This window comes from Kineosporia mesophila, from assembly GCF_021129235.1.
GTDB lineage: Bacteria > Actinomycetota > Actinomycetes > Actinomycetales > Kineosporiaceae > Kineosporia > Kineosporia mesophila.
Window position 1 is genome coordinate 84,713 of the sequence record NZ_JAJOMA010000016.1, and the last position, 24,050, is coordinate 108,762.

General features: G+C 69.7%; 10 protein-coding genes. 4 read left to right on the forward strand and 6 right to left on the reverse strand.

What is annotated here, in order from left to right; genetic code table 11:
* Window positions 1-89: 89 nt before the first annotated feature.
* Window positions 90-1,340 carry a D-arabinono-1,4-lactone oxidase gene (locus LR393_RS22305; protein WP_231486089.1) on the forward strand — a complete coding sequence of 417 codons (1,251 nt, stop codon included), beginning with the start codon at window positions 90-92 and terminating at the stop codon, window positions 1,338-1,340.
* A 28-nt stretch (window positions 1,341-1,368) separates the two neighbouring features.
* On the opposite strand, the gene LR393_RS22310 is transcribed toward LR393_RS22305, so the two are convergent.
* The 3 genes from LR393_RS22310 to galK form a co-directional block, all read right to left on the reverse strand.
* On the reverse strand, window positions 1,369-12,969 hold the full coding sequence (locus tag LR393_RS22310) for a beta strand repeat-containing protein (RefSeq protein WP_231486090.1): 11,601 nt from the start codon (window positions 12,967-12,969) through the stop codon (window positions 1,369-1,371).
* A 271-nt stretch (window positions 12,970-13,240) separates the two neighbouring features.
* Entirely contained in the window at window positions 13,241-15,574 is a 2,334-nt protein-coding gene (locus LR393_RS22315; RefSeq protein WP_231486091.1) for an AbfB domain-containing protein, read from the reverse strand.
* Window positions 15,575-15,709: 135 nt separating this feature from the next.
* Window positions 15,710-16,873: a galactokinase gene (gene galK / locus LR393_RS22320; RefSeq protein WP_231486092.1), complete on the reverse strand. Its 1,164-nt coding sequence runs from the start codon at window positions 16,871-16,873 to the stop codon at window positions 15,710-15,712.
* A gap of 180 nt (window positions 16,874-17,053) precedes the next feature.
* Between galK and LR393_RS22325 the strand changes: the two genes are divergently transcribed.
* The 3 genes from LR393_RS22325 (at window position 17,054) to galT (ending at window position 19,050) form a co-directional block, all read left to right on the forward strand.
* On the forward strand, window positions 17,054-17,839 hold the full coding sequence (locus tag LR393_RS22325; protein ID WP_231486093.1) for a DeoR/GlpR family DNA-binding transcription regulator: 786 nt from the start codon (window positions 17,054-17,056) through the stop codon (window positions 17,837-17,839).
* A gap of 90 nt (window positions 17,840-17,929) precedes the next feature.
* Window positions 17,930-18,055 carry a hypothetical protein gene (locus LR393_RS35590; protein ID WP_269327687.1) on the forward strand — a complete coding sequence of 42 codons (126 nt, stop codon included), beginning with the start codon at window positions 17,930-17,932 and terminating at the stop codon, window positions 18,053-18,055.
* Window positions 18,052-19,050 carry a galactose-1-phosphate uridylyltransferase gene (galT, locus tag LR393_RS22330; protein ID WP_231486094.1) on the forward strand — a complete coding sequence of 333 codons (999 nt, stop codon included), beginning with the start codon at window positions 18,052-18,054 and terminating at the stop codon, window positions 19,048-19,050. The genes LR393_RS35590 and galT overlap by 4 nt, the downstream gene beginning before the upstream one ends.
* On the opposite strand, the gene LR393_RS22335 is transcribed toward galT, so the two are convergent.
* Genes LR393_RS22335 through LR393_RS22345 form a run of 3 tightly spaced genes read right to left on the reverse strand, consistent with a single transcriptional unit; the run spans window position 19,047 to window position 23,780 of the window.
* Window positions 19,047-20,756 (reverse strand): hypothetical protein, encoded by a 1,710-nt coding sequence (locus tag LR393_RS22335; protein WP_231486095.1) that lies wholly within the window; start codon window positions 20,754-20,756, stop codon window positions 19,047-19,049. The two genes, galT and LR393_RS22335, sit on opposite strands and share 4 nt — an antisense overlap.
* Window positions 20,753-22,108, reverse strand: a complete 1,356-nt coding sequence (locus tag LR393_RS22340; RefSeq protein ID WP_231486096.1) for a tetratricopeptide repeat protein — start codon at window positions 22,106-22,108, stop codon at window positions 20,753-20,755. The genes LR393_RS22335 and LR393_RS22340 overlap by 4 nt, the downstream gene beginning before the upstream one ends.
* 13 nt (window positions 22,109-22,121) lie before the next feature.
* Window positions 22,122-23,780: a DUF4331 domain-containing protein gene (locus tag LR393_RS22345; RefSeq protein WP_231486097.1), complete on the reverse strand. Its 1,659-nt coding sequence runs from the start codon at window positions 23,778-23,780 to the stop codon at window positions 22,122-22,124.
* Window positions 23,781-24,050 lie beyond the last annotated feature (270 nt).

The following is a 24,050-nucleotide window of genomic DNA, read 5'->3' on the forward strand; positions in this document are numbered from 1 at the left end:
TAGGGGTCCGTCCTAGGAGCCCGGCCGGACGGGTGGCAGGATCGCTCCCAGCGCCACGCGGTTGTGGCAGGGATCGAGAGGAACGCGGCATGACGCTGACCAACTGGGCCGGGAACGTGGTCTTCACCCCGGAACGCTACGTGCGGGCCGACCGGGTGGAGCAGGTGCAGGAGCTCGTCGCCGGGGCTCCCCGGGTGCGGGTGCTCGGGAGCGGCCACTCGTTCAGCGAGGTCGCGGCCACGGACGGGCTCCTGCTCAGCCTCGAGGACCTGCCGCTGAGCGTGGACGTCGACACCGCCACCTCCAGTGCCCGGGTCACGGCCAGCGCCCGCTTCGCCCACGTGATGCCCGCCCTGCACGCCGCCGGGCTGGCCCTGCACAACACCGGATCGCTGCCGCACATCTCGGTGGCCGGGGCCGCGGCCACGGGGACCCACGGTTCGGGTACGGGTAATCCCTGCCTGGCCGCCGGGGTGATCGGGATCGAGCTGATCGGGCCGGACGGTGAACTGCGCACGCTCGACACCGGCGACCAGGACTTCCACGGTTCGGTCATCGCGATGGGGCTGGCCGGGGTGGTGACGGCACTGACCCTGAAGGCCCAGCCCACCTTCGACGTGCGCCAGTACGTGTACGACGACCTGCCGCTGGACGCCCTGATCGCGGACTTCGACGAGATCATGGGCAGCGCCTACAGCGTCAGCGCCTTCACCCACTGGCGCCGCCCGGTGATCGACATGCTCTGGCGCAAGCAGCTGGCCTCGGCCCCCGAGCCCCCGGCCGGCTATTTCGGCGCCGCCCTGGCGGATTCGCCCCGCCACCCGATCGTCGGCATGCCCACGCAGAACGCCACCCAGCAGCTCGGCGTGCCCGGCCCCTGGCACGAGCGACTGCCGCACTTCCGGTTCGAGTTCACGCCCTCTCGCGGTGACGAGGTGCAGTCCGAGTACCTGCTGCCCGTCGAGCAGGCCGGGGCCGCGCTGGCCGCCGTGCACGCGGTGTCGGCGCAGTTCGCGGACGCCCTCCAGGTGGCCGAGATCCGCACGATCGCGGGTGACGACCTGTGGCTCAGCCCCTGCTACGGACGCACCACCGTGGCCCTGCACTTCACCTGGGTCGACGACATGAGCAAGGTGACGCCCGCCCTCGCCGCGCTGGAGGGAGCCCTGTCCAACTTCGACGCCCGCCCGCACTGGGGCAAGGTGTTCGGCCTGGGCCGCGACCGAATTCGCGCCCTCTACCCGCGCCTGGCCGACTTCGAGGAACTGGTGCACCGCACCGACCCGGCCGGCAAGTTCACCAACGAGTTCACAGCCCGCTACCTGGACCTGAGGAACTAGCGGAAGGAAGGAGGGGCCCTGCCTCGCCCTAGTCGTCGTTTTTCCGCCGCCGGCGACGGGCCAGGAGCAGGAGCAGCCAGGGCCACCACAGGTACCAGGTGCTCGCCGCCAGCACCGCTACCAGCAGGGCGCCGATGCCGATGATCAGCGGGATCAGCAGGCTCTTGGGCAGGGCCCCGTTGAACACCGTGGGGGCCGGGGTCGGGCTCGGGGTCGCGGCTTCGGGTACGGGGGATGTGGTCGGGACCGGGGAGACGGGCGACGTGGTCGGCGTGGGGACGCCGATCGTCGGGTCCCCACGGCCGGGGGTGTCGTTGCCCCCGCCACCACCGGATCCCGAACCTCCCCCACTACCCGGTTTGCCGCTGCCCGACCCACCGCTGTTGTCATTACCGCCGCCACCACCCGATCCGGTGCCGCCGCCGTCGTTTCCCCCACCCCCGCCGGTACCTTGCCCACCGGGATCGTTCTCGACCACCGTGATCCGCACGGCCTGCGTCGCGGTCTGCCCGATCGCATCGGTGATCTGCATCGTGAAGGCGTCGGTGCCCGCCTGGTCCGGGGCGGTGTAGCGGCAGAAGGCCGCACTGGCGGCGACCGAGCTGGCGCCCCGGTTCGGGATCGAGCACGCCAGCACCTTCAGGCCCGCGGACAACGAGCCCTGCGGAGCCACGGCCGTGGCCGCGTTCACCTCCACCTCGAGACTGATCGTGGCCTCCAGCAGCGGCGGAACGTAGGTGAAATCAATTTCCGCGTCTGCGCTTCCGGCCGTGTTCGTCACGGTGACCGCGGCCGGTCCCTCGGCGTGCGCGGGAGTCAGTACCGTCAGCGAGGTGGACGAGGCGGCCCGGATCCCGCTCGGCAGGGCCCGGAACAGGCGGGTCGTCGAGGCCCCGACCACCACCCCGGAACCCGGCACACCGTCGAACGTCACCGTGGTGTCCGCGTCGAAACCGGTTCCGGTGATGGTGATCGGCGTGCCGCCGGCAACCGGCCCGAAGGCCGGTGTCACCCCGGTGACGGTCGGCGCCACCGGCGGCTCCACGTAGGAGTAGCTCACCGTCCCACCGGTCGTACCGTTCGGCGTGGTCACGGAAACCAGCACCGCACCGGCAATTCCGGCCGGGACCACAGCCGTGACCGTGGAGTCGTCGACCACCGTGAAACTCGCCGGCCCGGCGCCGAACTTCACCTCGGTGGCCCCGGTGAATCCCACCCCGGTCAGCGTGACCGTATTTCCGCCCGCCTCCGGCCCGCTCGCCGGGTCGACCGACGACAGCACCGGCGTGGATTGCGGCGCCACGTAGGTGAACTGGCTGTCCGCCGCCCCTCCGGCGGTCGCCACCCGCACGGTCACCGTCCCGGCCGGGTGGGCGGGAGTGCGGAGAATGATGGACGAATCGGTCACCGAGTCCGGTGTGACACTCGCGCCGTCCACGGTCACGGTGCCCCCGGCCAGGCCGGAACCATTGATGGTCAGGGTGGTTCCGCCCGCGGTCGGGCCGGCGTCCGGCGAGAGCGTCACGATCAGGGGCACCGGGACGTAGGTGAAGGTTCCCGGCGCGGAGTCACCTCCGACGGTGGTCACCACGACATCGGCCGCACCCGAGGATCCCGGTGGGGTGACGGCCGTGATCGTCGTGTCGTCCTGAACGGTGAAAGTGACCGCCACCCCACCGATGAGCACCTTGGTCGCGCCGGTGAGACCGGCACCGCGGATCGTCACCGAGGTGCCGCCGGTCACCGGTCCGCTCACACGGGTCACCCCGGTCAGGACGGGTGCGGCCACGTAGGCGTAGGTGCTGGTGGACGTCGCCGGTGTCGGTCCCCCGGGAGCCGTCACGGTCACGTTCACCGGGCCGCCGGTCGGGGGGGTGGGCCCCACCGCCGTGATCGTGGTGTCGTTGCTGACCGTCCAGTTCGTCGCGGACAGCGCCCCGAACCGCAGGGCGGTCGCGCCGGTGAAGCCCGAACCGCGCACGGTCACCACGGAACCACCGGCCAGCGGTCCGGAAGCCGGTGTCACGCTGCTGATTCCCGGGATGTCCAGGTAGCTGAAGATCTCCGGCGCGGAGTCACCACCCGCCGTCGTGACCACCACGTTCACCGCCCCCGCGGAACCCGCCGGGCTGACCACGTCCAGGCGGTTCGCCGAGACGTACTGCACCGAGGCCGGTAGGGAACCGAACCTCACCGTCGACGCCGGGGTGAAACCGGAACCCGACAGGGTCACGGTGGTCCCCCCGGCCAACGGCCCCGAGGACGGCGCCACACCGCTCAGGACCGGTGCGACCTGGTACTCGAAAGCCCCACCCAGCAACGATGACCCGCCCGCCGTGGTGACCACGACGTCCACAATTCCAGCCGGGTGCGCGGGACTGGTCGCGACCAGCTCGGTGGCCGAGACGAACTGCACCGAACCGGCGGGCGTGCCGTCGAATGTCACCTGTGAGCTATTGGTGAAGCCGGTGCCGGTGATCGTGACGCCGGTGCCCCCGGCGGTCGGGCCGGCATCCGGAGCCAGGCTCGAGACCACCGGCACGGCCAGGTAGAGGTAGCGGCCGCCGATCGTGATCGGTGATGTGCCACCGGTTCCGCTGATCAACACGTCCACCGGCCCGGCCCCCTGGGCGGGCGCCACGGCCGAGATCTCGGTGTCACTGATGACCGAATAACTCACTGCCGCCACCGGGCCGAAGCTGACCCCGGTGGCGCTGTTGAAGTCGAAACCACTGATCACTACCGTATTCCCCCCGTTCAACGGGCCCGATGCGGGCTGAACGCCCGTGATCACCGGAACGTCGGTGTAGATGAAGTCGCTGACGGCGCCGGAATTGCCGTAGGCGGTGGTCACGACCACGCTGACGGTGGACGCCGACGGCACTGCGGGCGCAGCGGCCACGAGCCGGGTCGGACCGACGAACTGGACGGACGCGGCCGGCTGGGCACCGAAGGCGACCGTGGACGCGAGCGTGAACCCGGTGCCGTCAATGGTCACCGACGTCCCGCCGGAGAGCGGACCGGCCGCCGGAGCGAGGGCCGTGACGGTCGGAGCGGCCGCGAAAGTAAAGATGGAACCGGCCGATCCACCGGCGGTCGAGATGATCACCGCGGCCGCACCGGTGCCCGCCGGAGTGGTGAAGGCGATGGTGAAGTCGTCGGCCACGCTGAACGGCACGGCCACTCCCCCGACCCTCACACTGGTCGCACCGTCAAACCCGCTGCCCGACAATGTAACCGGGGTACCACCGGTCACCGGCCCGGAGCTGGGCGAGAGCGCACCGATGACCGGAACCGCACGATAGGTGAACCGGTCGCCGCTGCTGGTCGCGGTGGTTCCGCCCGGCCCGGTCACCCGCACGTCGACCACGCCCACGGCCTGGGCCGGGCTGGTCGCGGTGATCTGGGTGGGGCTCATCACCGCGAACCCGGTGGCAGGCACTCCACCGAATGCGACAGCCGTGGCGCCACCGAACCCGGTACCGGTGATCGTGACGATCGCGCCCCCGGCAATCGGCCCTTCGTCCGGTGAAACGCCATGGACGGAGGGGATATCGGCGTAGGTGAACATCACCGGCGCGCTGACTCCGCCCGGCGTGGTCACGACGATGTCCGCGGAACCGGCCGACCCCGGCGGGGTGGTGAAGGTGATCGTCGAGTCGTTCAGCACGGTGAACACCACGGGGACGCCGCCGATGGTGAGGCCCGTCGTCCCGATGAACCCGCTGCCCGAGAGTGTGACCACGGTACCGCCGGCAAGCGGTCCGGTGTCCGGGGCCGCGGTGCCGATCGAGGGCACCGGGGCGTAGCGGTAACGATCAGCAGAGGACGACGCGGAGACTCCGCCGGGAGCCGTCACCACGACGTCAACGGTCCCGGTTCCGGGTGGCGCGAACACGGAGATCCGGGAATCACTGCTGACGGTGAAGCCCGAGGCCGCGACCGCCCCGAAGCGCACGACCGTCGCGCCGAAGAAGCCCGAACCGTCGACCGTGACCAGCGTTCCGCCGGCCTCCGGCCCGGCGACCGGCGAGACCCCGGAAACGATCGGCACATTCGCATAGCGGAAGACACCGGTACTGGAACCACCCACGGTCGTCACCCGCACCACGGCATTACCCGGGGAACCCGCCGGAGCGACCGCGGTGATCGAAGCGTCGCTGTTCACCGTGTACGAGACGGCCGCCACCCCGTCGAAGGTCACCCCCGAAGCCCCGGTCAGCCCGGAACCCGCAAGGGTGACCGTGGTGCCACCCGAGAGAGGCCCGGCTCCCGGAGAGACGGACGAGATGGTCGGGGCATCGGTGTAGGTAAAGGTGTTCCCCGGCCCCGAAGACCCGTAGGCCGTGGTGACGACGACATTCACCCCACCCGCCGAACCGCGGACGGGCAATACCGCAATGAGCTGGGACGGGCTGATGAACTGCACCGAGGCAGCCGCCGCCCCGCCGAACGCCACGGTGGAGGCCAGGGTGAATCCGGTACCGGACACGGTCACCGCGGTACCGCCGCTCAGCGGCCCGGCATCCGGCGTCAGGGCGGTCACGGTCGGGGCGTTGACGTAGGTGAAGGTGACGGGAGCCGAGGTCCCACCCGGCGTCACTACCACCACCGGCACCGACCCGGCCGCATGAGAGGGCGTGGTCAGGGTGAGCGTCGAGCCGTCGACCAGGCTGAATCCGACGGAAACACCGTCCACGGTGACATCCGTAGCGGCCGAGAACCCGGAACCCGTGACAGTGAACGAAGTCCCGCCGGACAGAGGACCCGACGAAGGGTTCACTCGGGTAACAACGGGAACCGGCGCATACCGATACCGGCCAGCCACCGACACGGCCGAAACTCCACCAGGAGCGGTGACCACCACGTCCACAATCCCCGAACCAGCCGGAGCGAAGACAGTGATCCGCGTATCACTACTGACCGTCAGACCGGTCCCGGCAACCCCACCGAACGAAACATTCGAAGCCCCGGTAAATCCAGACCCGTCAACGGTGACCAGCGTTCCCCCGGCCTCCGGACCGGCACCCGGCGAGACCCCACTGAAAGTCGGAGAAACTTTATAGGTGAAAAGATTTCCGGTGGCGGAGGTTCCGTAGGCCGTTGCCACCACCACGTTCACAGCTCCCGCCGACCCCCGCGCCGGCGAGTCCGCGATCAGCTGCGTCGGGCTCACGTACTGCACGACAGCAGCAACGCCCCCGAACGTCACCGTCGAGCCCGGGGCGAAATCGGTACCGGTGACCGTTACCGCGGTACCGCCACCGAGCGGCCCGGCATCCGGCGAAAGACCGCTCACCGATGGAGCATCCGCATAACGGAACGAGATCGGCGCGGACGTTCCACCCGCCGTCGTCACCACCACGGCCGCGTTCCCCGGCAACCCGGGCGGAGTAACCAGAGTGACGACGGAATCACTGACCACGGTAAAAGAAACTGAACTACCGCCCACCGCTAACGAACTGACATCCGTCAGGCCGGTACCGGTCAGGGTCAGCGTCGTTCCACCCGCGGTCGGCCCGAAAACAGGAGACAGCGACGTGACCACCGGCACCGGCGCATAACGGAAGCGATCGGCCACCGAGAGAACCGAAACACCGCCCGGCCCAGTCACCGTCACATCAACACTGCCGGTACCGGCCGGAGCGGTGGCGGTGATCCGGGTGTCCGTGGAGACGGTGAAGGTGGCCACGGACGACCCGAACCGCACCTGGGTGGCATCGGTGAACCCGGTGCCGGTGATCGTGACGACGGTACCGCCGGACTCCGGGCCGGCGTCCGGGGTCAGGGCCGAGACCGAAGGCGCTGTGCAGTAGACGTATCCACCGGTCAGCGAATCCTGACCGTACGGTGTGGCCACCACCACGTCGGCCGGACCGGCGCTGCCCGCCGGCACCACGGCCGACAGCTGGGCCGGCGACACGTACTGCACCGAGGTGGCCGCGTTGCCCCCGACGGTCACGGTCGAGGTCAGGGTGAAGCCGGTTCCGGCGATGCTCACCACCGTGCCACCGGCCAGCGGCCCGGCCGAGGGGGTCACGCCGGTCAGGGTGGGTCCGGCGGCGTAGGTGAATCGATCAGAGGACGAGGTGGCTGAGGTCACGTACGGGCCCACCACGGTCACGTCGACCGTCCCGACCGCACCGGCCGGGCTCACCGCGGTGATCTGCGAGCCGCTGCTGACGGTGAACGACGCGGCCGGGACCGAGCCGAAACGCACGGCTGTCGCCCCGCTGAACCCGGAACCACTGATGACGACGACGGCGCCGCCGCCAGTAGCACCGCCGGCCGGCAGGAGTGACGCGACGACCGGGTCGGCAACGTAAATGAATGATGTTCCGGCCGAAGAAGTCCCCCCATCACCGGTGGTCACCCGAACATCCACCGGCCCCGCACTACCCGCCGGGGTGGTGGCGGTGATCTGCGTCGGCCCCACCACGGTGTACGACGTCGCCGCGACACCACCGAACGACACCCCGGTGACGCCGTAGAACTGCGTGCCGGTGATCGTCACCGATGTTCCCCCGGCCACCGGACCACTGGTGGGGCTCACCGAGGTCAGGGTGGGCGTCCCCACGTACCGGAACCGATCGACCGCGCCGGTGGCCGAGGCCCCGCCGACCGTGGTCACCGTGACGTCGGCCCGGCCGGTACCGGCCGGGGCGACGGCGGTGATCCGGGTGTCCGAGTCCACCGTGAAGGAGGCCGAATTCCCGTCGAAGCGCACGGAACTGGCCGTGGTGAAACCGGTTCCGCCGACGATCACGCTGATGCCGCCCGCCTCCGGCCCCTGGGCGGGCGAGATCCCGGTGACGGTGGGCACGGGAATGTAGGTGAAGGTACCGGGTGCCGAGGTACCGCCGTCAGCGGTCGTGACCGTGACCCCGGCCGCCCCGGCCCCGTGCGGCGGGGTCACAGCCGTGATCTGGGTATCGCTGTTCACCGTATACGTCGAAGCGTTCGTTCCACCGAACTGCACGGCCGTCGCCCCGGACCCGGTGGTGAACCCCGTCCCGGTGATGACGACCGAGGTGCCGCCCGCGATCGGCCCGTTCAGCGGTGACAGACCGGAAACGACTGGTGTGCCGACATACAGGAAGCCGGCCGCCGCCGAGGTCCCGCCCGGCGCCGTCACCACCACGGAGACCGGGCCCGCGACGTGGGCGGGAGCCTGGGCGATGATCAGCGTGTCAGTGCTGACCGCGATCACCCCGGCCGCCGCGATCCCGTCGAACGTCACCGTGGTCGCGCCGGTGAAGCTGGATCCGGTGATGGACACCAGGGTCCCGCCACCGACGGGCCCGTGCGTGGGCGAAAGCCCCGTGATGGCGGGTGCGGCCTGGTAGCTGAACCGATCGGCGACCACCACGGCAGAGGTGCCGCCGACCGCGGTGACCCGGACGTCCACTGTTCCGGCGGATCCGGGGGGAGCCACGGCAGTAATCTGGGTCGCCGAGTTGACCACGTAGGAGGTGGCCGACCCCGACCCGAACGAAACCGCCGAAGCCCCAGTGAATCCGGTACCCGTCACCACGACGGTGGAGCCGCCGGCCAGCGGTCCGGCCGAAGGAGCGACCAAGGTGACGGTCGGGGCGGCGACGTAGGTGTAGACGTCTCCCCCCACCACACCCGAGGTTCCACCGACCGTGGTGACCCGAACGTCCACTGCTCCAGCAGTTCCGGCGGGGGCAACGGCGGTGATTCGCGTGCCCGAGTCGACCGTGAACGAGGTGGCAGCAGTCGAGCCGAACGACACGGAGGAAGCACCGGTGAAGCCGATACCCGTGACCACCACGGTAGTGCCCCCACTCACCGGTCCGGCCGAAGGCGCGACAGCAGTCACCACCGGGGCAGCAACGTAGGTGTAAACGTCTCCCGCCACCACAGCCGAAGTTCCACCGACCGTGGTGACCGTGACGTCCACCGGCCCGGCCGCCTGAGCCGGAGCGAAAACCGTGATCAGCGAGCCAGAACTGACCGACACCCCGGTAGCCGCCACCCCACCGAACGAAACCCCGGTCGCCCCGCTGAATCCGGTGCCGTTGATCGTGACCACCGTGCCCCCGCCCACCGGACCGGCGACAGGCGAGACCGAGGTCACCGCAGGCGCCACGACGTAGGTGTACTGCAACGGGCTCGAACCCCCGGTGAGCCCGTAGAGCGTGCTGACCACCACGTTCACGGCCCCGGCCGATCCGGCGGGTACGGTCGCGGTGATCTGGCTGTCCGAGTTCACCGTGTAGGTGGCCGCGTTCGCCCCGAACGAGACGTCGGTGGTGGTCAGGAACCCGGTGCCGGTCAGCACCACGGTGTTGCCCCCGGCCGTCGGCCCACTGGCCGGCGAGATCGAGGTCAGCGTGGGCAGACCCTGGTAGGTGTACAGGTCGGCGGGGATGGCATCGCTCGTGCCGTAGGGGTTGGTGACCTGGACGTGCACCTGTCCGGTGGGATGCGGTGGGATACCGCGGATCTGGATCTGGGTCGGGGTCACGCTGAGGATCTGGATGGTCGGGTAGCCGTCGAAGGTCACGCTGGTGGCCCCGGTGAAACCCGTTCCGGTGATGGTGACCACCTGGGTCAGGCTGCCGATGGCCGCGCCGCCGCTCGGGTTCAGGCCGGTCACGGCGGGCGGGGCGACGAAGGTGAACCGGTCGGCGGCGCTGGTGGCCGAGACCCCGCCCGGGGCGGTCACGGTCACGTCGACCGGGCCCGCCGCGTGGGCCGGGGAGACGGCGGTGATCTGGGTGTCGGAGCTGACCGTGATGACGCCGGTGGCCGGGGTACCGCCGAACGACACGGAGGATGCGCCGGTGAAGCCCGTTCCGGTCACGGTGACGGTGGTTCCGCCCGTGGTGCTGCCGGTGGTGGGCGAGACGGCCGTCACCGTGGGCGCTGCCACGTAGCTGTACTGGCCGGCCGACGACGTGGGCGAGGTGCCGCCCAGGGTGGTCACGGTCACGTCGACCGGGCCCAGCGAGCCGGCCGGGGCCACGGCGGTGATCTGGGTGGCACTGTTCACCGTGAACGACGCGGCGTTCGACGTACCGAACCTCACCACGGACGCGCCGGTCAGGTTCGCGCCGGCGATCACCACCGAGTTGCCCCCGCCGAGCGGTCCCCGTCCGGGGCTCACCGCCGAGACGGTCGGCGCCGCGAGGTAGGTGTACCGGTCGGCCGGGGTAAGGGCCGAGATGCCGCCGGGCGTGGTCACCGTGACGTCGACCGGGCCCACGCTCCCGGAGGGTGCCACCGCGGTGATCTGCGTGGAACTGGTGACGACGAAGCTGCTCGCGGTGCCGGCCCCGAACTTCACCGCCGTCGCCCCGGTCAGGCCGGTACCGGTGACGACCACACTGGCACCCGCCGTGGTGGGGCCGGAGGCCGGGGAGAGCGCGGTCACCGTGGGGGCGTTGTAGTAGGTGAACTGGTCGGCGCTGCTGGTCGCCGAGACGCCGCCGGGGGCCGTCACGACGATGTCCACGGTGCCCGCGGTGCGGGCCGGGGCGGTGACGACCATCTGGGTGTCGCTGCTGACCGTGACCGAGGTGGCGGCCGTGCCGCCGAAGGTCACACTCGTGGCGCCGGTGAAATCCGTGCCCGTCACGGTCACGCCGGTGCCGCCCGCGATCGGGCCCGCAGGGGGCGAGACGTTCGTGACCGCCGGGGCGGCGACGTAGGTGAACCGGCCGGCGGACGAGGTGGCCGAGGTTCCGCCCACGGTCGTCACGGTCACGTCGACGGTGCCGGCGGCCCCGGCCGGGGCCACGGCGGTGATCTGCGTGGGGCTGTTCGGCACGAACGAGGTCGCGTTCAGGGCACCGAACCGCACGGCCGACGCCCCGCCCAGGGTGGTGCCGGTGATCACCACCGTGGTGCCCCCGGCGAGCGGGCCCCGGGTGGGACTGATGGACGTCACGGCGGGCGCGGTCACGTAGGTGTACTGGTCGGCGGCGGAGACCGGGGAGGTGCCGCCCGGTGTGGTCACGGTGACGTCGGCCGGGCCCGCGGTACCGGCCGGGGCGGTCGCGGTGATCTGGGTGGCGGAGTTCACCGTGAAGCCGGTCGCGGCGGTGGTCCCGAACTTCACCGCGGTCGCGCCGGTCAGGGCCGTGCCGGTGATGACGACGCTGGTGCCCGCCGAGGTGGGTCCGGAGGACGGCACCACGGCGGTCACGGTCGGCACCGCGGCGTAGGTGTAGAGGTCGGCGGAGCCGGTGGCCGAGGCGCCGCCGACGGCCGTCACGGTGACATCGACCGGCCCCACACTGCCGGCGGGAGCGACCGCGGTGAGCTGGGTGGCGCTGTTGACGGTGTAGCTGACGGCGTTCGTGGCGCCGAACCGCACGGCCGTGACCCCGGTGAAGTCGGTACCGGTGACCGTGACGTTCGTACCGGCGGTGAGCGGCCCGGTCGGGGGCGACACGTTCGTCACCGTGGGCGGGGCGACGTAGGTGTACTGGTCGGCCGTCACGGCGTCCGAGGTGCCGCCCACCGCCGTCACCGTGATGTCGATCTGCCCCGCCGAGCGGGCCGGGGCCACCGCCGTGATCTGCGTGTTGCTGTTCACGACGAAGCTGGTTGCGGTGTTCGCCCCGAACTTCACCCCCGTCGCGGTTGCCAGGTTCGTCCCGGTGATGACGGCAGAGGTTCCCCCCGCGGTCGGCCCGATGACCGGATTTACGGCCGTGACGGTGGGTTTGGGGATGTAGGAGAAGTCGTCCGTCGCCGTGTCGGCCGAGGTGCCGGCCACGTTGGTGATCCGGATGCTGGCAATGCCGGTGCCGGCCGGGGCCACGGCGGTCAGGGTCGTCCGACTGACGTTCATCGCGTAGCTCGTGGCGTTCGCCGCGCCGAACGTCACGCTGGTGATGGCGAACAGGTTGATGCCGGTGACGGTCACCGTGGTACCGCCGGTCCCCGGGCCCTGGTTCGGGGCGATCGAGCTGATGACCGGGGTGATCGGGGCGGTGGTTCCGCACTCCACGTGGGCCAGCTCGATATTGCCGGTGACCACTCCGGCCGTGGTCTTGTTCACCACGTGCACCGCATTGGTGACCATGTAGTACTGGCCGCCCGAGGTGGTGTAGGTCTGCTCGTTGAACGTGATGTAGCCGGTGTTCTGGCCGAAGAGGTCCGTCTGCTGAATCGTCGTGTTCGGCGGGATGTTGCCGGCCGGGACGGTGTTCACCGGGAGCCCGAGCAGGGTCAGCCCTGATGCCTGGACGGTGGCGGTGGCCCCGCTCGGTGTCGCTGTGCACGTCGCCGAGGCCGCGGCCAGGCTGAGAACGCCCGCGACGGACAGACCACCGGAGTTGGCGGTCGAGGAGGCGGTGTCGGTCAGGGGGTCGGCCGTGGCTGTGCTGCTCATGGCCCCGAGGGTGGTCAGGCCGCCCACCGACCCCTGGTTCGCGCTGGGGGTGGCGGGATAACTGGCCTGGGAGTAGATCGTGTTCGCCGGGCTGGCCGCGCTGCCCAGGTCCCGGCCGCCGTAGGCGCCGGCTATCACGATGCCGGCGAAGGCGTCGCTGCGCTGGGCCGTGAGCGGGATCAGCACCCAGGCCAGGAGCACGACGACCAGCACCCTGGCCGGCCAGGGTGCCGTTGTCCCCCAGGAGCGAGACGACGACATCCCACACCCCCACCGTAGAACCCGGCCGCGGGTCGACCGTTCCGGGAAAGTGCCCCGGTTCAGTCACACTCGGTTGCCGCGGCCCGGTTCTAGAGGGATGGACGGGGAGAGTTGAGTCGTAGCCCGTCCGCAGCAAGATCGCTGACTGCGAGCGATGCGCCCCTTCAACCCGCCGTGATCATGCAAAACCTCCCCAGCGTTCTAGAACTCCCACTCTCAGAGTTCTAGAATTCCGGGGAGGTTTTGCATGATCACGAGCAGGATTGTGCGGTTAAGGGGCCCAGGGGGCTTCCACGGCCCAGGTGGTGTCGGCGTCGAACGAGGGATCGGCGTCGTAGGCCGAGTTCCCGCCCGGGGTGGCCAGCCAGAGTTCGGCGTTGTAGTGCCGCAGGTACTGTCCGGGATAGTTCCAGGAGCTCAGTTTCACCCCGTTGGTGCCCTTCTCCGCGCACCAGGTGGCATCGGCGGCGAACAGCGCGGATCCGTCACTCTTGTTCTGCTTCACCCGGAAGGCCTGGTGTCGCAGGTAGGTTCCCGGATAGTTGACGGACTCCAGCGAGTAGCAGGAACTGTCGGCCAGACCCGGCACGACGTTCCAGGTCGCGTCCTGCTTGAGCAGGTCGGAGCTGGCCGTCTCGACGACCTCGGTGTAGCCGAGGCCTTCCCGGTGCCGGATGTAGCGGTTGGCGAACCCGTCGGTGGTGACCCGGATCGAGTGCCTGCCCTTCTCGATCGTGACCGGAGCCGGTGAGGGGGACGCCGCGATCAGCTTCTCGTTGGCCGCCTTCAGCCGGGCCACGTCCACCTTGACCACCTGCCGGTCGTAGGTGGCCAGACCGTTGACCTCGTTCTCCACGTCGGTCGTCTCGGTGTAGACCGAGGCCGAGAGTCCCGACGGCACGCCGGACGTGGTCATCTGGGTCCACAGGCCGACCAGACGGCGGTTCAGGCGGTCCGCCGTGCCCTGGTCCTCGTAGCTGAAGCCACCGCCCGGGAACCATTCGTGCCCGGCGACCTTCAGGCCCAGACCACCGAACTCACCGACCACCCCGGCGCGGGTCGCCGTCGGCCGGGCCGTTCCGGGCCCGGTGTAGTTGTGGTTGTCGAGCACGTCGCCGTTACCGCCGTCGACCGCGCCGCAGCAGTTCACGCCGCTCATGTTGTCGACGAGACGGGTCGGGTCGTAGGCCTTCACCATGTCGGCGATGCGGGCCTGGTCGTACTGCCCCCAGCCCTCGTTCTGCGCCACCCACAGCACCACCGACGGGGAGCTGCGGTGCTGGTCGATGATCGCCTTGAACTCCTTCTCCCACTGCGCCTTCGCGGCCGCGTCGGCCTTGTAGTCGGGGCGCATGGAGGGCATGTCCTGCCAGACCATCAGGCCCAGCCGGTCGGCCCAGTAGTACCAGCGCTGCGGTTCGACCTTGATGTGCTTGCGCACCATGTTGAAGCCGGTCGACTTCAGCAGCTCCAGGTCGTACTTCAGGGCCTCGTCGGTGGGCGCCGTGTAGATCCCGTCGGGCCAGTAGCCCTGGTCGAGAGTGCCCGACTGAAAGAGGAAGTCGCCGTTGAGCACGAGTCGCTGCTTGCCGTCGACCTGCTTCACCGCGATCGAGCGCATACCGGCGTACGAGCCCACCGTGTCGACAGTGTTCTGCCCCTTGCGCAGCTCCACCTTGACGTCGTAGAGGAAGGGGTCGTCCGGCGTCCAGAGGTGAGGCTTCGGAATCTTCAGCGAAATGGTCTGCCCGGCCGCCCCACTCGCGCTGACCACTTTCTGGCCGTTCGAGGAGACGGTGACCACCGACGTCCCCTGGCCCGTGACCGCCGCCTTGACCTTCAGCGTGGACGACGTTAGATCGGGGGTCAGGTCGACCTTGGTGATGTGCGTGGCATTGACCGGCTCCAGCCAGACCGTCTGCCAGATACCGGAGGCAGAGGTGTAGAAAATGCCGCCACCGGTCTCCGGCTGCACGCTCTGCAGTTCCTGCTTGCCCACGGCCTGCGTACCCGCGTTGCCCGGGTCCCAGACCCCGACGGTCAGCGTGTTGTCCCCGGCCTTGAGCAGGCCGGTGATGTCGTACCCGAAGGCGTCATAGCCACCGTCGTGCGTGGCACCGGCCTTGGTGCCGTTCACCCAGACGTCGGTGCGGTTGTCGACACCGTCGAAGTTCAGCCGCACCCGGTCCTGCCAGCCCGAGGGAACCACGAACGTCCTCTGATACCAGAGCCTGTCGTCACCGGTGATGCGCCGCTGGATGCCCGACAGCGCCGATTCGGCCACGAAGGGCACGCGGATCTTCTCGCTGAAACTGTCCGGCGGGGTGGTGCGGCTGCTCGGGGTGACCTCGAAGTCCCAGATCCCGTTGAGGTTCTGCCACTGCGCACGGGTCAATTGAGGACGCGGGTACTCGGGCAGGGGTTTGTCGGTGGACACCTGGTCGGTCCACGGGGTGGTCATCGGTGGGGTCTTGGGTTCCCAGACGGCGGCGGCCGAGGCCGGTCCGGCCCCACCCGCCAGCAACGTGCCCACCACGAGGACGACCGCTGCCGTGACCGACGTCCCCCGTTTGAATGTGGCTCTCCGGAATGACTGCTGACGCATGCGAGCTCCCTTCGCCGTGGCGTCAGCACATCAGGAAAACGGACAAAAGACACCTACCCTTTCGGTGAGGTGCCTTTTGCCCGTCCGGGCAACGAGAAGTGCCCAGTCGGCCTGCTGACCTGCCGACCTGCTGACCTACTGGTCGCGGCCCGCGCCCCGGGAGGGCTCCATCACGCGGATGATCGGCGTGACCCAGCCCTTCTCGGCGAAGGTGGCGAGAACGGCGTCACCCAGCGCGGTCACCTTCTCGACCGGCACCAGCGCGATCGCCGAACCACCGAAACCGCCACCGGTCATCCGCGAGCCGACGGCCCCGTTGGCCAGCGCGACCTCCACGGTCACGTCGATCTCCTCGCAGGTGATCTCGAAGTCGTCGCGCATCGAGGCGTGCGACTCGACCATCAGACGGCCGAACGTGGTCCAGTCGTCGTTACTCATCGCCTGGCCGGCGGCCACCACCCGGTCGTTCTCGGTGACGATGTGGCGGGCGCGCTTCTTCAGCACCGGGTCGGTCAGCCGGTCCAGGTCGGCGACGGTCGCCTGGCGCAGCGCGGGCACGCCGAGCTCGGCGGCGGCCTGCTCGCACGACCGGCGGCGGTCGCCGTACTCGCCACCGGCGTGGCTGTGCGCGACCCGGGTGTCCATCACGACCAGGGACAGGCCCGCGGAAGCCAGGTCGAACGGGACCTGCTGGGTGCTGAGCTCCTGCACATCGAAGAGCAGGGCGTGACCCTCGGTGCAGAGGATGGAGGCGGCCTGGTCGAGCAGACCGGTCTTGGCGCCCACGTACTCGTTCTCGGCGAACTGCGCGAGCTGCGCCAGGGCCAGGCCCTGCGGCGGGTCGGACAGCTCGGCCAGGTCGACCAGCGCGATCGCGACGGCACACTCCAGCGCGGCGGACGAGGACAGGCCCGCGCCCAGCGGCACCCGGCCGTCCAGGAACAGGTCGGCCCCCGGCAGGGCGAAGCCCTTGCTCTGCAACGCCCAGGCGACACCGGCGACGTAGGCGACCCAGCCCTCGGCCGAACCCGGCTCGAGCTGGTCCAGGTCGATCTGCGCCGTGCCCTCCTGCTGGGCGGAGGCGACGCGCAGCACCCGGCCCTCGGTCTTCGAGGCACCGACGGTGACCCGGTCGGGGATCGCGCAGGGCATCACGAAGCCGTTGTTGTAGTCGGTGTGCTCACCGATCAGGTTCACCCGGCCGGGTGAAGACCAGATGCCCTGCGGAGCGGTTCCGTAGAGGTCGGCGAAGGCGGCGGCGACGGCCTGAGTGGGTTCGACATCATTGTTCTGGGTCACGACACGCCTTCGGCGACGGGTGCACGGTCAACGGGCACGGTTCTGCTCGGGCCCACATCGTGGCCCACGAGCTCGGGCTACACCAGATTATGACTGCTCTTGAACCGGATGCTGATCGGGTTGAAGCCCCTTCTGATCACTTAGGACCGTTCTTCCACCTGTCCGGTCTATGCTCGCCGGATGTTCGCCGACGAGCGCCGCCAGAAGATTCTCGAGCTGGTCCGGGCCAACGGCGCGGTCTCCCTGCGTGAACTCGCCCGGGTCGTGGGCAGTTCCGAGGTGACGGTGCGCCGTGACCTGCGGCTGCTGGAGTCGCAGGGGCTGCTCGACCGGCGGCACGGCGGCGCCGTCTCCACCGGTGGCCTGAATCACGAGCCCAGCTACTCGGAGAAGTCCGTGGTGGCGGCCCGGGAGAAGGTCGCGATCGGGGCGCTGGCCGCGGGCCTGGTGGAGGAGGGTGACGCGATCTGCGTCGGCGCCGGCACCACCACGCAGGCCTTCGCACGGCATCTGGCCGGGTTCCGCGAGCTCACCGTGATGACCAACTCGGTGCTGGTGGCGCAGGAGCTGGCCCGTTCCCGGGGCATCGAGGTGGTGATGACCGGGGGCACGCTGCGCGGGTCGATCTACGCGCTGGTCGGGTCGGTGGCCGAGCAGGCCCTGGCCGGGATGCGGGTACGGCGGGTGTTCATGTCGGGCAACGGGCTCACTCCGGAGCGCGGGCTGTCGACACCCAACCTGGTGGTGGCCGGGATGGACCGGGCGATGGCCGCGGCGGCCGAGGAGATCGTGGTGCTGGCCGACCACACCAAGATCGGCCTGGAGACGATGGCGCAGACGGTGCCGTCCGACCAGATCGGGCACCTGGTCACCAGTGATCGCACAGCAGGGGACGCGATCGATCAGTTCCGGGCGGCCGGGACCGAGGTCCTGGTCGCGCAGTGCGCCGACGAGGTGGAGGAGTGACGCATCTGTTGTCACTTTCCGATCGGTCATGACAGATTATGTTCGAGTCTTGACAGCAGAGTCAGGACCAGCGATTAGCGAGGGTTTGCGGTGGCGATGATCCGCGACGAGACGACCATGGACGACGGCAGGCGCATCACGTATTACTACGGATCGCCGGCCTCGGTGCCCGCTGACGCGGCGGCAGCTGTCGAGCAGGACGGTGAAGAGCAGTGAGCGAACGGCGTTTCGACCCCACCAGCGGCGAGTGGATCACGTTCGCCACGCACCGCCAGAACCGCACCTTCCTGCCGCCGGCGAACGCGTGCCCGCTGTGCCCGGACCCGAAGAACGAGTGGGACGGTGAGATCCGCCGCCCCGACTACGAGGTCGCGGTGTTCGACAACCGTTTCCCGGCTCTCAGCCCGACCCCGCCGGCCCCCGACGTGGAGAGCACCGAGCTTTATCAGGTGGAGCCCGCGACCGGCCGCTGCGAGGTCATCGCCTACTCCTCCGACCACAACGCCACGCTGGCCAAGCTGGGCGCCGAGCGCATCCGTCTGCTGATCGACGCCTGGGCCGACCGCTACCAGGTGCTCGGCGCCGAGGGGCACACCTACGTGCTGCCCTTCGAGAACCGCGGTGAGGCCATCGGCGTCACCCTGCACCACCCGCACGGCCAGATCTACGCGTACGACGACATCCCGGCCCGCCCGCTGCGCAAGCTGAAGAAGGCGGCCGAGTACCGCACGCGCACCGGTCGCTGCGTGGAGTGCGACGTGGTCGCCGCCGAGCTGGACGACGGGCGCCGCATCATCGCCGAGGGCGAGCACTTCATCGCCCACGTCCCGTTCTGGGCCCGCTACCCGTACGAGGTGCGGATCTCTCCCAAGCAGCACACGCACTCGCTGGTCGCGGTCTCCGACGAGGCTCGCACCGACCTGTCACGTCTGCTGCACCGGGTCTTCACCGGCCTGGACGACCTGTTCGGTTTCCCGCTGCCGTACGTGCTGGGCATCTTCTCCTCGCCCACCAACGGCAGCCCGTCGGTGGCCGGCTGGGACGGGAGCTGGGACGACATCTCCCACCTGCACTTCCTGATCTCGCCGCCCAACCGCAGCGAGAGCAAGCTGAAGTACATCGCCGGTACCGAGCAGATGGGTGGGGCCTACTCCACCGACATCGCGCCCGAGGTTGCGGCGGCCACTCTGCGGAGCAAGATCCCCAGCTAGATCAGGGGTCCCGCGGCTCGCACGGTCAGAGCCAGACCGACCACCAGAACGAGGGACGCCGTTCCCCACGGCGCCCAGCGCGTCCAGTGCCCTGCCAGGTTTCCCGCAATCCGGAACCTGAGCAGGGCACTGTTGCGTTCGGTGTCACGCAGCCGGTCGGCGAACCGCACCAGGAGCAGCCCAACCGCGGTGAGCAGCCCGGCCATGCCCACGCCGTAACCGATCACCAGCAGGATGCCGAACCAGGTCCGCCCCAGCCCGATCGCGCCGAGCAGCACGACCAGCGCGGACGGACTCGGGACGAGCCCACCGGCCACGCCCATGCCGATCAGGGTCATCCGGCCGAGGGGGGTGCGGGAGGCGGTGGAGAGCTCGAAAAACCCGTGGCCGTGCCCATGACCGTGGCCGTGGCCGTGGCCGTGGCCATGTCCGTGGCCATGTCCGTGCTCAATCTCGGGGACCACCACCGCCACTTCTTCCGTGATCATACGAACCTTCCCCACATTCACCTCGTGCCGGGGAAGGTTCGGATGATCACGACCGGGGTTGGCAGGGGGGTGGCCGTGTCCGTGGCCGTGCCCGTGTCCGGGTTCGTCTCCCTGATCGGGACGTTCGGTCAGGTCGATGACGTGACCGTCCGCGTCCTTCATTGACCGCCGGGCCCGGACCGCCCCCACGAGAAGCCCGGTGCCGACGCCCGCGATCAGCAGCCCGCTGACCACGCCGAGGTAGGCCAGCACGGTCTCGCCCGCGACGGCCGCCGCTGCGCTGAGCAGGAGCCCGAGCACGATCACGCCCGCGGTGTGGGTGATCGTCACGGTCAGGCCGACGGTGAGGGCGTCGCGCACGGTGCCGTTGCGGCCGGCGAGATAGGCGGCGATCACGGTCTTTCCGTGTCCGGGCAGGGCCGCGTGGGAGGCGCCGAGCAGCAGGGACAGCAGCACGGCGAGCAGTCCCACTGCCGGGGTCAGGTGGCGGGTGGCAGCCAGCTCATCGAAGCGGTGGCTGAGCGCACCGGTCCAGCGGCCCAGGATTCCGGTGGTCGGCAGATCAACAGCAGAGGACGCGTCGACTCCCGATCCCGGAACCACCTCCAGTGAGGCGGTGGTCAGGGAGAGGGGCGAGCTGAGCAGGTCGTTGGGATAGGCCCGCAGCTCCTGGCTGACCGTCGCGGCCGGCACCGAGGAGGCGGCCAGTCGCGCGCCGTTCCCGGCCGTGGCTGTGATCTCACGCCAGCCGACCCGGTCGGAGCGGTAAGTGTTCCGGAACTCGATCCGGGTCGACCCGGTCAGGGCCGGGAGATCGGCCTCCAGGGTGCACTCCAGCCGGCTGGTCTCCAGTCCGGCGGCACCGGGCCGATAGTCGAAACCGCTGTGCCGCGCCAAGAACGACACGGCCGTTCCGCCCACCTCGGCGCGGGTCGCGCGGGCCAGTTCCGCGCACGACCCGACGGCGTGGGCGGAGCGTTCGGCGACCGACACGACTCCGTCGTGGTCCGCGTCCACCATTGACCGCTCTTGCACCGTCGGAATCTCGGCGCTGTCGACGACCGCCCGATCCTCGATCTTTCCGGGCGAAATACTCAGCCCGTCGTAGTGATTCACGGTGAAATTGCCCAGGGGATGAGCCTGCGCCGCTCCGGCCCCGAGAAGGATCGGCACGGTCGTGAGCAAGCCGGTGGCGAGAACCGTCAGGAGGCGTTTCATCGTCCACCGTTCTGTGATTTCAGCTTTTCGATGGTGCTTCTCGCCTGCTGCGCCCCGGCCGGTGAGAAGTACGGGTTGATGCGCAGGGCCAGTTCCAGATGGGTGCGGGCGGCGGTCCGGTCACCCAGAGCCAGCTCGATCATTCCGCGGTGGTAGCTGAAGGTCGCGTTCCGCCAGCCGAGCCGGCCTGCGATCTGGGTGTACCGCTGGGCCTCCTGGTCGTTCCCGGCCCGGTGCAGAGCCCAGGCCAGCGCGTCGGCCACCAGAACGCTCTTGCGACGCGACCATTCGGCCCGGGCGTGACGTACCGCCTCGGCGGGCGAACCGTGGTCGGCGGCGACCTGGGAGGCCATCAAATCGTCCACCACGCCGTTGGTCGCCTGGAGCCGGGTCTGGGCGTCGATCAGGGCGAACTGCTGCTGGGCCTCGTCGGGGCGGTGCATCAGCTGGAGCAGTTCGGCGTACTCCAGCAGGTACTGAGGCAGGGGCAGCCGGGCGACCACGGTGATGTAGTCGGCGCGGGCGGCGTCCAGGTCACCCGTGGCGACCAGCGCCCGGGCCCGGCCGGCGATCAGGGAGGCGTCGGTGGGATCGGCCTTCAGGCCCGCGCGATAGTGCCGCAGGGCCTGGGCCGGGTCTCCCTCGTTGAACGCCAGCTCGCCGAGATAGCGACGGCAGTAAGCAATGTCGGCCGGCTGCGAGGCCTCGGACAGGGCCCGCTCCAGCGCCTGTTCGGCGGCCTTCACGTCGCCGGCCATCTCGAGGTGGTACGAGGCCCGGGTGAACGACGGGATGCCGGGCGCCAGGTCCAGCATCTTCTGGGCCGCCTGACGGGCACCGGCGTAGTCGCCGAGCTGGGTCAGCGCGTCGTCTTCCACTCCTCGGGCGGTGGCGTCGAACGGATCGGCCTTCTCGGCCTCGTGGGCCCGGTCGAGGGCCTGGGCGAAGTCGTGGCGGGCGTTGGCCAGGGCTCCGAGACCGGTCTGCGCTGCGACGTTCTCCTGCGGCCGTTGCGCCAGAGACGTCTTCAGCGCGCCCTCGGCCTTCGGGTAGTAGGTGGGGTCGCCGCTGATCCGGGCCTGCTGCACGTAGGCCGCGCCGAGTGTGGCCCAGCCGGTCGCGTCTTTCGGGTACTCCCGCAGATGGGCCTGGGTGCGGGCGACGGCCGCGGCGAGTGATCCGTCGAACGGGGCGGCGGCCGGGCTTTCGAGATTTGCCGGGCTTTCGAGGTTTGCCGGGCTGACCGGGCCATCGGGATCGCCTGGGCCCCTCAGCACGGACACCCCCGCGGCCGCCAGGAGGAGAACCCCGGCGGCCGCGGCGATGAGCGGGGTGAGCGAACGGGTCGTCACCAGGTTGGGCGGATCAGGCCGGCTGAGCCGAGGGACGCCGGGCCGGCGAACCCGGGCGCAGCTTGCGCCCCCGGGCCAGCACGAGAGCGCCGCCACTGACGAACAGCAGCCCGAGCCCACCCGCGAGGGTCTGCCCGGTCTGGCCGCCCAGGAGCGACGAGGCCGGGTCCTGGGCGGAGGGGCCGCCGGACGCACCCGGGGCCGCGACCGCGGAAGCCGACTCCATCTGCGCCTGCTTGGCCTTCCAGCCGTTCGCCATCATCGTGTTCGGCAGCGGCAGGTACGGGAAGACCTTGCCGAACTTCTGACCGTTGGCGTTGACCTTGTCGCCGTCCTTCAGCGGAGCCACGATCTTGCCGGACTGCGCCGCACCGGCCACGGCCTGGAGCGAGATGTCGAGGACGTCGTCGGTGAGTCGGCGACCGTTCGGGAAGCCCTGGAAGTCACCGCCGATCACGCCGAGCCGGTTCGGGTTCTTGGCCGAGGGCACACCCATGTTCAGGCGCAGCATCTCGGAGGGGACGAACTTGGTGGCGTCCGCGTCGCCGTTCAGCACCTGAGAGTTCAGGTCGGCCTGGATCGGCGGCGCCGTGCCGTCGAGCGTCGGCGCGCTCTTGGCGATCCCGGTGAGGTAGATCTCGACCAGGTCGTTGCGGGGCGTGGTCGGGATCTTGAGCTTGTAGATCGCATTCAGCAGGTGAGGCAGCTCGGGATCGAGCACCTTATCCACCACCGGCGTCACGGTGTGGTCGGTCTCCGGCTTGATCGAGTTGAAGGCGTCCTTCAGCCCGGCCGGGACGACCACCTCGTTGACCAGCGGGTTACCCAGCCGGGAGACCTGCACGTAGTCGCCGCTGGCCTCGGCCTGGCCCGGCGTCAGTGTCAGGGTCTGCTTCTCGGTGCTGCTCCAGATGCCGACCACCGGGTTCTTCGTGGCGTCACCGTTGATCGCCAGCGCCGACTTGGGCACCTGGAGGGCGATGGAGTTGACGTTGTACCCGGCCAGGGTGTCGGTGCCGACCTTCTTCAGGTTGCCGCCGTAGAGCAGGTCGAAGACCCGCAGGTCGAGGAAGAACGGGTCGTCGGACTGACCCGCGAAGGTGCGACCACCCCCGTCGACCGTCTCGAACGAGGAGGTGCGCAGCTTGCCGTAGTTCGGGATCGTCGAGTTGCCGATGTTCGAGGGCGCCGCCTGGCCGGAGGCGATCGTGGTGGCCCCGGCAACGTCGCCGTCCACGATCTTCTGCAGCGTGTAGGTCTGCTTGAACAGCAGGTTCGCGTCGTCCAGCGAGGTGACCGGGCCGTTCGCGTACAGGAACGTGTCGGTGCCGCGGGAGTCTTCGGTGGTGAAGGTCCAGCGGTAGGTCAGGTCGGCGACCGCGTCACCGTCGTTGTCGATGTTGATGTCGTAGTGCGCGTTGTCCTGGAACGGGTAGAAGTTCGGGCCTCCGTTGGGCTCCTCGAACGGGATCCAGGTGCCGATCAGGGTCACCGTGTCGCTCTTGTCCGGACTGACGAACGCGTACACATCCGTGTTGTCGATCTTCGGGTCGCCGGCCGTCAGCGGCGCCTCGCGGTGGCTGGAGGCCGAGGCCGGCCCCACCCCGGCGGCGAACACCGAGCCGGCCGCCAGGCCGACCGCCACCAGGCAGCCAGTCCTCCGGCGAACCATCCTGACATCAGATCTGTCTCGCTGATTCCGCATATGCGCTCCCCCGTTCCGGTCGGGCTCCGAGACCCGTACCGCGACTTCCCCTGCCAGAAACCGCGTCCCGTTGCTAATCGGTCACAGTTAGTGGTCTGACATCACGGAACGTACACCGCAGTGGACGTCGATCACCACTTGTGGCCCAACCGTCGTCCGCCTTGCTCGACATGAATGACCCTTTCATCCGATGAATTTCGGCTTGATTGCCTCCATATCGCTCACGCTTGATCCGGA

Bases quoted from the DNA above. Each gene is read 5' to 3' on its own strand.
- LR393_RS22305 (WP_231486089.1), top strand. From the start codon at position 90: ATGACGCTGACCAACTGGGCCGGGAACGTGGTCTTCACCCCGGAACGC.
- LR393_RS22310 (WP_231486090.1), bottom strand. From the start codon at position 12,969: ATGTCGTCGTCTCGCTCCTGGGGGACAACGGCACCCTGGCCGGCCAGG.
- LR393_RS22315 (WP_231486091.1), bottom strand. From the start codon at position 15,574: ATGCGTCAGCAGTCATTCCGGAGAGCCACATTCAAACGGGGGACGTCG.
- LR393_RS22325 (WP_231486093.1), top strand. From the start codon at position 17,054: ATGTTCGCCGACGAGCGCCGCCAGAAGATTCTCGAGCTGGTCCGGGCC.
- LR393_RS22335 (WP_231486095.1), bottom strand. From the start codon at position 20,756: ATGAAACGCCTCCTGACGGTTCTCGCCACCGGCTTGCTCACGACCGTG.
- LR393_RS22345 (WP_231486097.1), bottom strand. From the start codon at position 23,780: ATGGTTCGCCGGAGGACTGGCTGCCTGGTGGCGGTCGGCCTGGCGGCC.